This window comes from Streptomyces sp. BR123, assembly GCF_013401435.1.
GTDB lineage: Bacteria > Actinomycetota > Actinomycetes > Streptomycetales > Streptomycetaceae > Streptomyces.
The window spans coordinates 1-11,680 of record NZ_JACBGN010000231.1; the positions used below are offsets into that span (position 1 = coordinate 1).

Consider the following 11,680-nt stretch of genomic DNA (forward strand, 5'->3'; position numbering starts at 1 on the left):
CACCCCGACCCCGCCGCCCGCCGACGCCGCCGCACTGCGCGAGGCCGTGCGCGGCGTCCTGGACAAGGGCTCGGCCAAGGTGACCGACGAGCTGGTGGACGCCTGCCTCGCCGCGTACCGGGAGGCCGCCGAGGCCGAGGGGCTCCCGCAGGACCCGCTGTCGCTGTGGACGGAGATCTGGGGCGACGCGCTGTTCCGCTACCAGATCGTGCGGCTGTCCGAGCGGCACGCCCGGCACGCCAGGACCCCGCAGTACGTCATGGAGTTCGCCCACCCCGTGCGCGCCCCGCACCACGGCACCCCGCACGAGTCGACCTCGCCGTTCCTGTTCGGCACGTACGCCGACACCGCCGCGATCGCAGCCACCTACCCGGTGCCGCAGACGACCCCCCTGTTCCACGACGGGCCCGTCGAGCGCACCGTGTCCGAGACCTTCATGGACCTGGTCGCCGCCTTCGCCCGCGACGGCGTGCCCGCCGGTCCCGGCCTGCCCGAGTGGCCGGTCTTCGACCCCGGCACGCCGAGCACGCTGGTCCTCGGCGGTGAGCGGATCGCCGAGGTCGCCGGCACGTCGAAGGCCCGGCAGCTGCGGTTCTGGGACGAGTCCGGCTGGGTCCCCCGCACCTGATCTGCCCGCGGCCGCCCTGACGCCTCCCCGCAGGGCGGCCCCAGCCCCCGGTTATCACGAATGAGGTTCTTGCCATGGCAACACTCGAAACACCCGCCGACACCGCCGACACCACCGACAGCACAGCCGCCGGTGCGCCGCCGCGGGCTGCCGCGCAGGCCACCTCGCTGAAGAGCTGGCTCGCCGTCGTCTCCGTCGCGGTCGGCATCTTCACCCTGGTCACCGCCGAGCAGCTGCCGATCGGCCTGCTCACCTCGGTCGGCTCCGCCCTGAGCGTCTCCGAGGGCACCGCCGGCCTGATGGTGACCGTGCCGGGCCTGGTCGCCGCGCTGTCCGCGCCGCTGATCCCGGTGGTCGTCGGGCGGATGGACCGCCGCTTCCTGCTCGTCGGGCTGATGACGGTGATGGCCGCCGCCAACCTGATCACCGTTCTGGCGCCGAACTTCGGGGTGCTCCTCGCCTCGCGCGTGCTCGTCGGCGTCACCATCGGCGGATTCTGGGCCATCGCGGGCGGCCTCGCCTTCCGCCTGGTCCAGCCGGCCGCGGTGCCCCGGGCCACCGCGCTCATCTTCGGCGGTGTCGCCGCCGCCAACGTCCTCGGCGTCCCCACCGGCACGCTGATCGGCGGCCTCGCCGGCTGGCGCACCGCGTTCGCCACGCTCGGCGTGCTCGCCTTCGCCGTCCTCGTCGCCCTGCTGGTGCTGCTGCCGAAGCTGCCCGCCACCAAGCCCGTCAGCGTGGGCGAGCTGATCGGCCAGTTCGGCAACCGCGGCGTGCGCGCCGGCATCATCGCCACCGGCCTGATCGTCACCGGCCACCTGGCCGCGTACACCTACGTCAGCCCCATGCTCCAGCAGGTCTCCGGCATCGACGAGGACCTGATCAGCGTCCTGCTGCTGGGCTTCGGCGTCGCCGGCATCATCGGCAACTTCGTCGCCGGCGCGGCCGTCGCGAAGAACCTGGGCCGCACCATGACGGTGATCATCGTGGCGCTGGCCGCCGCGATGCTGCTGTTCCCGCTGGTCGGCGAGAGCCAGGCCGGCGGCATCGCCCTGCTGGTCCTGTGGGGCCTGGCCTTCGGCGGCGTCTCCGTCAGCCTGCAGACCTGGATGCTGAAGTACGCGCCCGACGCGATGGAGGCGGCCTCCGCGCTGTGGGTGTCGGTCTTCAACCTGTCCATCGCGCTCGGCGCGCTCGTCGGCGGCCTGATCGTCGACAACGTGCAGCTGACCACCGTCGCCTGGATCGGCGGCGCCGTGGTCCTGCTGACCGCCCTCACCCTCCCGAGCCTGCGCGCCCCCGCCAAGGCAGCGCAGTGAACCACCCGTTACAGGAAGGAACTTCCGTGTCCGCCACCGACCTGTCCGCTTTCGGAGCCGAGCTGCGCGGGCCGCTCCTGCTGCCCGGCACCGACGCGTACAAAGAGGAGACGCTCGGCTTCAACCGGATCCTGCCGGAGAACCGGCCCGCCGCGGTGGTCCTCGCCGACGGCACCGCCGACATCATCGCCACCGTGCGCTTCGCCGCCCGGGGCGGCCTCGCCGTCGCGGTCCAGGCGACCGGGCACGGTACGTCGCTGCCCGCCGACGGCGCGATCCTCATCAACACCCGCAACCTGACCGGCGTGCGGATCGACCCGCGCGCCCGCACCGCCCGCATCGAGCCCGGCGCGCAGTGGAGCCGCGTCATCGAGGAGGCGGCGGCCTTCGGCCTGGCACCCCTCAACGGCGCCTCCCCGGGCGTCGGCGTGGTCTCGTACACGCTGGGCGGCGGCCTCGGCCCGCTGGGCCGCTCGTACGGGTTCTCCGCCGACCACGTCAAGAACATCGACCTGGTCACCGCCGACGGCGAGCTGCGCTACGTCTCCCCCGAGGACCACCCCGACCTGTTCTGGGCACTGCGCGGCGGCAAGGGCAACTTCGGCGTCGTCACCTCCATCGAGATCGGCCTCTTCCCCGTCTCCCGGCTGTACGGCGGCGGCCTCTTCCTGCCCGGCGAGCACATCGAGCAGATCCTGCCGACGTGGCGCGACTGGACGCGGACCCTGCCGGACGCGATGCAGTCCTCGATCGCCGTGATGCGCTTCCCCGACATCGACGTGCTGCCGGAGCCGGTCCGCGGCCGCTTCCTCGCGCACATCCGGATCGCGTTCAACGGCTCGAACGAAGAGGGCGAGGAACTCGTCCGCCCGCTGCGGGAAATCGTCGAGCCCGTCCTCGACACCGTCTGCGACATGCCGTACACCCGGGTCGCCGAGATCAACATGGACCCGACCGTCCCCGCCGTGTACTACGAGCGCTCCACGCGCATCCGCGAGCTGGACGACGCCGCCATCGCCACCCTGGTCCCGCTGATCAAGGAGGGCGCGGACGCGGTCCGCCCCGGCGTCGAGCTGCGCCACCTCGGCGGCGCGCTGGGCCGACAGCCCGTGCACCCCAACGCGCTGCCGCACCGCGACACCGCGTACACCCTCTTCGCGGGCGCCCCGGTGTGGCCCGAACACATCCAGGACGTACGGGAGTTCCAGGAACGGCTCATGGAGACGATGGAGCCGTGGCGCATCGGCGGCCCGTTCCTCAGCTTCATCAGCGCCCTGGAGTCCTCCCCCGAGCACCTGCGCTCGGCGTACGACGCGCAGACCTACGCCCGGCTCGTGGCCGTCAAGGACGCCCACGACCCGCAGAACCTGTTCCGGGTGAACCACAACATCCCGCCGACCGGCTGGCGTTCACGATGACGGGCGGCGCCGCGACCGAGGAGAGAAGAGACGACATGTTCAGCGAAGCGATGGTGGACGCCTACCTGGAGCGCATCGGAGCGCGCCGGCCGGAGCAGGCCGACGTCCACGCGCTGCGGCACCTCCAGGAGCGGCACGTGCTGTCCGTGCCGTTCGAGAACATCGACTACCACGTGGAGGGCGCCGAGCTGAGCCTGGAGCGCGACTTCCTCCACGAGAAGATCGTCACCCGGCGGCGCGGCGGCGGCTGCTACGAGCTGAACCCGGCCTTCGGCCACCTGCTGGAGGCGCTCGGCTTCCGGGTGGAGATCCTCCCCGGTGCCGTCTTCCTCGGCGGCGAGTTCGGCGCCCCGCTGTGCCACCTGGCGCTCCGCGTCCACGCGGACGGCCAGGACTGGCTGGTCGACGTGGGCTTCGGCAAGGGCAGCCGGTTCCCGCTGCCCATCGGCACGGACGAGGTGCAGAAGGACCCGCACGGCGACTTCCGCGTGCTGCAGCCGGCGGACGGCGGCCTCCAGGTCGAGCTGGACGGGCACATCCAGTACCGGCTCGACGAGCGGCCGGTGCGGATCGCTGACTTCTACCCGACGCTGTGGTGGTACCGCACGGCGCCGGACTCGGTGTTCCTGCACAACCTCATCGCCTGCCAGCAGAGGGAGGACGGCCGCGTCACCGTCAACGGCCGTGAGCTGACCCGCACCACCGCGGACGGCAAGGAGACCGTGCTGCTGGCCGACGACGCCGCGCTGCGCGCCGCGTACGAGGAGCACTTCGGCATCGTCGTCGACACCATGCCGAAGCAGCCGGACGTCGACCCGGCGGTCCGCATCGTCATGCAGATCGACTGAACCATTTCCTCCCGCATCCGGCCCCCTCCCTCCCTGTGCCGCACCCCGTATTTCCGGGGTGCGGCACAGGCGCTTTTCGGGGCCCCGCACGGCCGGAATGACGACCTGACGGATCGGGAACCGGTCCATACCGCACGGCAATTCGACAGCCCATCATGGGAAATGAAGCCGCTGCGTTCACCGCCGGCCCGGCACCGAAAACCCCCGTTTCCATTCCATTGGAGAGACTCAGATGCGCAAGAGCACCCGTATCAAGGCCGCGGTATTCGCGGGTATCGCCGCGCTGGCCACCGCGACGGCCGTCACGGGTTCGGCGAACGCCGCCGTCGAGGGCGGCAGCGGCTGCCTGACCCTGCCGGGCAGCTGGCGGGTCGTGGACGACAACACCAAGGAGACCTTCCTCGGCAGCTACCACGGCAGCGCCACCGCCTCGTACGGCACGGTGAACTTCTCCTCGCCCAACAACACCACGACCGCCTCGCACGGCGAGTGGAAGCTGACCGGCTGCGGTACCTACTCCGACACCGACACCGCGCTGCTCATCGGCACCGACGGCAAGGCCAACTCCACCATCACCTTCAAGGCCAACATCACCGTCACCGGCCGCACCACCGCGAACTTCGACTTCGCCTACCAGATCCACCAGCTGGACGGCACCCTCGTCACCGGCGGCTCCTCCACCGGCAAGGGCTACCGCATCAACGTCCAGCCCCGCTGACCCACCGCTCCACCCGCCACGTCTCCCTTCCCCCCTGTGGCGCCCGTACGGCTTTCCCGTACGGAAAGGGCGTACGACGAAGCGGGGCCCGCCGCGCGCACACCGGCCGTGTGCGCGCCGCGGGCCCCGCAGCGGTGGTGACGGGCGGCCTCAGGAGGCTTCGGACGGCGCCGGCAGCGCCGCCACGACCACCTTGGCCTCGTCTTCCGTGAGCTCGATCTCGAACTGCTCGTCCAGCAGCTCCCGCACCTCCCCGTCGGCCACGTACCGCACCTCGACGGTGCCGTCGGCCCGGGTCAGCGTGAGCTTGCGGTGGTTGAGGTTGAGCCGCCAGTCCTCCGCGATCCGCTCCAGGAAGACCCGGCCGGTGAACGGCGAGCTGGGGTGGGTGGAGATGAAGTGGTTCGCCACCACGCAGTCGATGTGGTGGTGGGCCTCCGTGGCGTACCAGTACAGGGGGAACCAGCCGTCCTCCCGCTGCAGCGAGAGCACCCACTCCTTGTCGGTGCCCGCCTCGCGCTCCAGCCGGTACACCCAGCCGCCCTGGTCCGCGACGATGCCGTCGCGGACCCGGATCGGCTCCAGCGGGCCCTCGTCGCCGAAGCCGACGTCGGCGAGCCACGTCTCGCCGCCGACGGCCACGTGCAGCATGAGGTGGGTCCGCGGCAGCGGCTTGGGCGCGTCCAGGACGGGCCGGGCGTACAGGCGGGTCACCTCGTAGCCGAGCCGCTCCAGCAGGAGCGCGAAGAGCATGTTGTGCTCGTAGCAGTAGCCGCCCCGCCGCCGGCGCAGCAGCTTGTCCTGCATCACGTCGACGTCGAGGTCGATGCCCCGTCCGAGGAGGATGTCGAGGTTCTCGAACGGAATGGTCAGGGCGTGCGCCCGGTGCAGTCGGCGCAGGGTCTCCGCGTCCGGCTCCAGGCGCCCGGTCACGCCCAGGCGGTCGAGGTACGCCTGGACGTCGAGCCGGTCGGCCTGCCACTGGGCGGGGCTGCCGATGGCGACCATGTTCAGCCCGCCTGCCCGGCCGCGGCGGACTTCTTCTCGCTGTCGAGCATGGCCATGCCCTCGGCGTCGAAGCGGGTGCCGGCGACCTCGTCGGCGGGGACGGCCCGCTCGATCTCGGCGACGTCCTCGGCGGTCAGCTCGATGTCGAGGGCGCCGAGCGCCTCGGTGAGCTGGTCGCGGCGGCGGGAGCCGACGACGGGGACGATGTCGGGGCCCTGGGCCATGGCCCAGGCGATGGCGAGCTGCGAGGTGGTGACGCCCTTGGCCTCGGCCACCTTGCCGAGGGCGGCGACCAGCTGCAGGTTGCGGTCGAGGTTCTCGCCGCTGAACCGCGGGAAGCTGCTGCGGCCGTCGTCCGTGGCGGTGGCCCGCTGGTGGTTCCAGCGGCCCGAGAGCAGGCCGCGGGCGAGGACGCCGTACGCGGTGACCGCCGTGCCGAGCTCGCGCGCCGTCGGCAGGATCTCGTCCTCGATGGAACGGGAGAGCAGGGAGTACTCGATCTGCAGGTCGGCGATCGGGTGGACCGCGGAGGCGCGGCGCAGGGTCTCCGCGCCGATCTCGGACAGGCCGATGTGGCGGACGTAGCCGGCGTCGATCATCTCCTTGATGGCGCCGATGGTCTCCTCGATCGGCACGGCCGGGTCGAGGCGCGCCGGGCGGTACACGTCGACGTGGTCGACGCCGAGCCGCTGGAGGGTCTGCGCCAGGGAGTTCTTGACGGCCTCGGGTCGGTTGTCGACACCGAGGATGCCGCCGGCCGGGTCGCGCAGGACGCCGAACTTGACGCTGAGGGTGAGCTGCTCGCGGTCGTGGCTCTGGAGCACCTCGCGCACCAACAGCTCGTTGTGGCCGCTGCCGTAGAAGTCGCCGGTGTCGAGGAGCGTGATGCCGGCCTCGATGGCGGCGTGTGCGGTGGCGACGCCCTCGGCCCGGTCGGCGGGCCCGTAGAAGTCGGACATGGACATCAGGCCGAGGCCGAGAGCGGAAACCTCGGGGCCGGCCGAACCAAGTGAACGCAGCTGAGTCATATGGCCCAGCATTGGGGAACGTTCTGCGCAGCAGAAAAAATTCCCGGCCGCTCTGTCAGGTTCCGCGCCCCACAAATGGCCGGATATCGACGGAGTCCTGACTTTACATTCGGATCGGCGCGCACAGATCATGGAATGCATGACAGAAACCATGCGTACGGTCCGTCAGGAAACCCTCGGCGGCAATGAAGTCCTCAACCTGACAGATTCCCCGATTCCGGCTCCGGATGCGACGGAAATTCTGGTAAAGACGCAGGCCGCCGGAGTGAATCCGATCGACTGGAAGATCCGCGAATTCGGCCTGTGGCTGACCCCGCCGTTCGGCGTCGGCTGGGACGTCTCCGGCACCGTCGTCGCCGTCTCCCCCGGCGAGAACCGCTTCAAGGTCGGCGACGAGGTGTTCGGCCTCCCGTCCTTCCCGAACGAGGCCGCCGGCTACTCCGAGTACGTCGCCGCCCCCGCCCGCCACTTCGCGCGCAAGCCGCAGGCCCTGGACCACGTCAAGGCGGCCGCCCTGCCGATGGCCGGACTGACGGCCTGGCAGGCCCTCGTGGACGGCGCGGACATCCAGCCGGGCCAGCGCGTGCTGATCCACGCGGCGGCCGGCGGTGTCGGCCACCTCGCCGTGCAGATCGCCAAGGCCCGCGGCGCGTACGTCATCGGCACGGCCAGCGCGGCCAAGCACGAGGTGCTGCGCGAACTCGGCGCCGACGAACTGGTCGACTACACCGCCGAGGACTTCACCGAGGCGGTCAAGGACGTGGACGTCGTCCTCGACCTGATCGGCGGCGACTACGAGGACCGCTCCCTGCGCACCCTGCGCCCCGGCGGCACCTACATCGGCGTGATCAACCCGCTCGCCCTCCCGGAGATCCAGGCGAAGGCGGAGGCCCTCGGCCTGCGCGGCATCACGGTCAACGTGGCGCCCGACCACGCCGTCCTGGAGGAGCTGGCCGCTCTCGCCGAGGCCGGGAAGATCCGCCCGCTGATCGCCGGGACCTTCCCGCTGCAGGACGTCCGCAAGGCCCACGAGCTGAGCGAGTCCAAGCACGCCACCGGCAAGATCGTCCTCACGGTCTGAGGAGCCGCCGGGCCAGGCCCCCGGGAAGCGGGTACGGGCGCTCGGGCGGCAGCAGACGCTGCGCCCGGGCGCCGTGGCCTGCCCGGACCAGGGCTGCGGCCTTGCGGGCCGGGCCGGTCAGGTCGTCGAGGCCGACCACCCACTCCTCCGCGAAGGTCCGGATCAGCCCGCGGCCGATCCCCACCTGAATGCTGTAGTGGTTCAGCGCCGCGCCGCGCAGGGAGCGCTCCGGGTCCCACTGCACATGGACCGCGGCGGTGGCGACGTCCGCCGGGTCGGCGGTCGTCAACACCGCCCGCGACAGGGCCTCTTCCCACCCGTCGCGGGTGATCCGCACGGCCAGCACGCGCTCCTGCCCGGGCTTGGCGGCCCAGTTGCTGCGGTGCATCAGCCACAGGAACGACGGCTTGATCCAGGTCATGCGGCCGAAGGAGAACGGCGGCACGAACCGGCCGGCACCCAGGGCCGGTTCGGCGACGGCGGGCCCGTAGGCCTGGTAGACGGTGACCGTCCGGTCGTCGTAGCGGGCGCGGATCTCGTGCAGCGGCGGCATCTGCCGCACACTGCCAGCCGGCCGAAGGCGCACGCGAACCGTTTTCCGCCGCGGTGGCGCGGTCAGTCGGCGGCTGTGCCGGTCTCGAAGTCGTAGGCGCCGTGCAGCCATGCCACCTTGTCGTACATGTCGTCGTCCGACAGGGAGGCGAGCATCGCGTTGCGCTCGACACGGGCCTCGCCTGCCGCGTGGTACAGCTGCCGCCCCATCTCGCGGGCCACCAGCTGCACCTGTGCGGTGCGCTCGCGGCGGGCCGCGCCGTACTTCTCCAGCCGCTGCTCGTAGTCGGCCGGGCAGCCGTCCAGCAGCCCGCTCAGCAGCACCGCGTCCTCCACGGCCTGGCAGGCGCCCTGGGCGGCGTACTGGAGCATCGGGTGCGCGGCGTCGCCGAGGAGGGCGACTCGGCCCTCGGTCCAGCGGTCGACCGGATCGCGGTCGCACAGCACCCAGGCCTTCCAGTCGCGTCCCAGCTCCAGCAGCCGGCGCGCGGCACCCGACAGCTCCGGGAAGGAGTTCACGACGTGCTCGTGGCTGGCGGGGACGCCGGCCACGGCCTCGGTGGCGCCGTCGTCGCGGGTCGCGGCCAGGTTGAAGTGCTCGCCGCCGGCGATCGGGTAGTGGACGAAGTGCCACTTCGGGCCGGCCCACAGGGTGACGGTGTTCCACCGCAGCTCCTCGGGCACCTCCGACATCGGGATGACCGACCGGTAGATGGTGTGGCCGGACACCCGCGGGGAGCCGTCGCCGACCAGCTGCCGCCGGATCGCCGAGTGCAGGCCGTCGGCGCCGATCAGTGCGTCGCCGGTGATGCGGCGGCCGTCGGCGAGGAGCGCCGTGGCCTCGCCCGCCTTCTGCTCGTAGCCGACGACGTGGTGGCGGCCCCGGAGCTCGACACCGGGGTGCCGTCGGGCGGCCTCCAGCAGGGGCAGGTACAGGTCGACGCGGTGGACGACGGCGTACGGGTTGCCGAACCGGACCCGGTAGTTCTCCTTGACCGGCATCGCGGCGACCTTCTCGCCGGTGGTGCCGTCCATGAACCGCAGCTCGTCGATGAAGACGGCCCGGTCGCGGACCTCCTGCCCCACCCCGAGCAGGTCGAGGGCGTGGAAGGCGTTCGGGCCGAGCTGGATGCCGGCGCCGACCTCGGTGAAGACGTCCCGGCGTTCCAGCACGGTGACCCGGTGTCCGCGCTTCGCGAGCCCGAGCGCCGCGGCAAGGCCACCGATGCCACCGCCGGCGATGAGTATGTCGGCCATGGGGGTGTCTCACATCCCTTTCGTTGTCAGTGACGGTTGCTGCCCGGGCGGGCGGGGAAGAGCCGCGCCAGTTCGGCGTGGAAGCCGGGGAAGGTCTTGGCGACGCAGGACGGGTCGTCGAGGGTGGTGCCGGGGACGCGCAGGGCCAGCACGGAGAACGCCATCGCGATCCGGTGGTCCCGGCGGCAGGCGATCCGGGCGGCCGCGGGCCGGCCGGGGTGGACGGTGATCCGGTCCGGGCCGGACTCGGCGCGGATCCCGAGGGCGTGCAGGTTCTCCTCGACCGCGGCGATCCGGTCGGACTCCTTCAGCCGCGCGTGGCCGATGCCGTACACGGTGATCGGGGCGTCGGCGAGGGGGGCGACGGCCGCGAGGGTCATGAAGGTGTCGGAGATGTCGCCCATGTCGACGTCGAAGCCGCCGCGCAGCACGCCGTCGGCGGGGCCGGTGACGGTGGTCTCCCGTTCGCCGACCTCGACGCGGGCCCCGGCCCGGCGCAGCACCTCGACGAAGCCGAGGTCGCCCTGGACGCTGGAGCGGCCGAGGCCGGGCACGCTGACGGTGGTGCCGGTGACGGCGGCCGCCGCGAAGACGTACGAGGCGGTGGAGGCGTCGGGTTCGATGTCGAGGTCGGCGGCCCGGTAGCCGCCGGGCAGCACCTGGATGGCGCCGCCGTCGAACTCGTCCACGTACGCCCCGAAGTGGCGCATCAGGTCCTGGGTCATCGTGATGTACGGGCGGCTGACCAGGCCCTGGCCGCGTACGGTCAGCGGCTCGCGCATCAGCGGTCCGGCCATCAGCAGCCCCGTGAGGTACTGGCTGCTCAGGCTGGCGTCGACGGTCAGTTCCCCGCCCCGCAGGCCGTCGGCGTCGACGGTCATCGGCAGTCCGCCGGCCGGCTCGGTGACGCCGGCGCGGACGCCCAGCCGGCGCAGCGCGTCGGCGAGCGGCCGCAGCGGCCGGGCGCGCAGCTGGCCGGTGCCGTCGAAGGCGAAGCGGCCCCGGCCGGTCGCCGCGAACGGGGGCAGGAAGCGGGCCGCGGTGCCGGCGTCCTCGCACCACACCGGGGCGCCGACGACGGGCGCGACGGGCGGGCGGCCGGTGCCGGTGACCTTCCAGGCGGCGTCGCCAGGCTCGGCCTCGATGTGCACGCCGAGGCCGGTCAGGGCCGCGCGGAAGGCGAGGGTGTCGTCGCTGACCAGCGGGGCCCGCAGCAGCGAGACTCCGTCGGCGGCGGCGGCCAGCAGCAGGGCCCGGTTGGTGATGCTCTTGGAGCCCGGGATCCGGGCGGTCGGTACGGCGTTCAGGGCGGTCACTCGTGCTCCCGGTGTCGGTGTCCGGCGCGGGCCAGGACGGCCCGGGCGGTGGCGGCCACCCGCTCGGCGGTGAAGCCGTGCTGCCGGAGCAGGGCGGTGTACGGGGTGCCGGTCCCGGACCGGCCGAGGCCCACGGGGATCCCGGCGTCGCCGAGGAGCTCGTACCAGCCGAGGGCCGCGCCGGCCGTCACGGAGACCCGGGCGCGGACCCGGACCGGCAGCACCTGCTCGCGATAGGCGGCGGGCTGCTGCCGGAAGCGTTCGAGGCGGGGCATCGCCACCACCCGGGCGGCGATGCCGTCGCGCTGGAGGATGGCCCGGGCGTCGAGGGCGACCTCCGCCTCGCCGGCACCGGCGATCAGCACCAGGTCGGGCTCCCCGCCCTCGGCCTCGGCCAGGACGTAGCCGCCCCGGCGGGACCGGCCCGGATCGCCGGACTCGTACACCGCGGCGCCCCGGCCGGTGCCGGGGCTGGGCGTGGGGACTGAGGTGGGGACGGGGCTGGGG

12 protein-coding genes are annotated in these 11,680 nt (G+C 72.5%); 6 read left to right on the top strand and 6 right to left on the bottom strand.

Features of this window, described 5'->3' with window-relative positions; all coding sequences use genetic code 11:
- The 5 genes from HYE82_RS27445 to HYE82_RS27465 form a co-directional block, all read left to right on the top strand.
- The coding region (locus HYE82_RS27445; RefSeq protein WP_179176852.1) for a carboxylesterase family protein at nucleotides 1–628 on the top strand (628 nt) is incomplete at its 5' end.
- Nucleotides 629–702: 74 nt separating this feature from the next.
- Entirely contained in the window at nucleotides 703–1,947 is a 1,245-nt protein-coding gene (locus tag HYE82_RS27450; protein ID WP_179176853.1) for an MFS transporter, read from the top strand.
- A gap of 26 nt (nucleotides 1,948–1,973) precedes the next feature.
- The gene (locus tag HYE82_RS27455; protein WP_179176854.1) at nucleotides 1,974–3,365 is read left to right on the top strand and encodes an FAD-binding oxidoreductase; all 1,392 of its coding nucleotides are present in this window, start codon (nucleotides 1,974–1,976) and stop codon (nucleotides 3,363–3,365) included.
- Between the two features lie 35 nt (nucleotides 3,366–3,400).
- Nucleotides 3,401–4,213, top strand: a complete 813-nt coding sequence (locus HYE82_RS27460; RefSeq protein WP_179176855.1) for an arylamine N-acetyltransferase — start codon at nucleotides 3,401–3,403, stop codon at nucleotides 4,211–4,213.
- 232 nt (nucleotides 4,214–4,445) lie between these two features.
- A complete protein-coding gene (locus HYE82_RS27465) occupies nucleotides 4,446–4,931 on the top strand; it encodes a hypothetical protein (protein WP_179176856.1) in 486 nt (161 codons plus the stop codon).
- Nucleotides 4,932–5,081: 150 nt separating this feature from the next.
- Here HYE82_RS27465 and HYE82_RS27470 read toward each other — a convergent pair whose 3' ends face one another.
- Nucleotides 5,082–5,939 (bottom strand): arylamine N-acetyltransferase, encoded by an 858-nt coding sequence (locus HYE82_RS27470; RefSeq protein WP_179176857.1) that lies wholly within the window; start codon nucleotides 5,937–5,939, stop codon nucleotides 5,082–5,084.
- A gap of 2 nt (nucleotides 5,940–5,941) precedes the next feature.
- On the bottom strand, nucleotides 5,942–6,967 hold the full coding sequence (locus HYE82_RS27475) for an aldo/keto reductase (protein WP_179176858.1): 1,026 nt from the start codon (nucleotides 6,965–6,967) through the stop codon (nucleotides 5,942–5,944).
- Between the two features lie 139 nt (nucleotides 6,968–7,106).
- Between HYE82_RS27475 and HYE82_RS27480 the strand changes: the two genes are divergently transcribed.
- Complete coding sequence (locus HYE82_RS27480; protein WP_179176859.1) at nucleotides 7,107–8,048, top strand: NADP-dependent oxidoreductase; 942 nt, start codon at nucleotides 7,107–7,109, stop codon at nucleotides 8,046–8,048.
- Here HYE82_RS27480 and HYE82_RS27485 read toward each other — a convergent pair.
- From HYE82_RS27485 to HYE82_RS27500, 4 genes are all read right to left on the bottom strand, one after another.
- Complete coding sequence (locus HYE82_RS27485; protein WP_179176860.1) at nucleotides 8,038–8,601, bottom strand: DUF4291 domain-containing protein; 564 nt, start codon at nucleotides 8,599–8,601, stop codon at nucleotides 8,038–8,040. The genes HYE82_RS27480 and HYE82_RS27485 overlap by 11 nt on opposite strands.
- 62 nt (nucleotides 8,602–8,663) lie before the next feature.
- Nucleotides 8,664–9,857, bottom strand: coding sequence for a 3-hydroxybenzoate 6-monooxygenase (locus tag HYE82_RS27490; RefSeq protein ID WP_179176861.1), 1,194 nt, complete (start codon nucleotides 9,855–9,857; stop codon nucleotides 8,664–8,666).
- 26 nt (nucleotides 9,858–9,883) lie between these two features.
- A complete protein-coding gene (gene aroA, locus HYE82_RS27495; RefSeq protein WP_309144461.1) occupies nucleotides 9,884–11,173 on the bottom strand; it encodes a 3-phosphoshikimate 1-carboxyvinyltransferase in 1,290 nt (429 codons plus the stop codon).
- Nucleotides 11,170–11,680, bottom strand: a 511-nt coding sequence (locus HYE82_RS27500; RefSeq protein WP_369009822.1) for a transketolase C-terminal domain-containing protein, incomplete at its 5' end; no start/stop codon positions are given. The genes HYE82_RS27500 and aroA, both read right to left, overlap by 4 nt.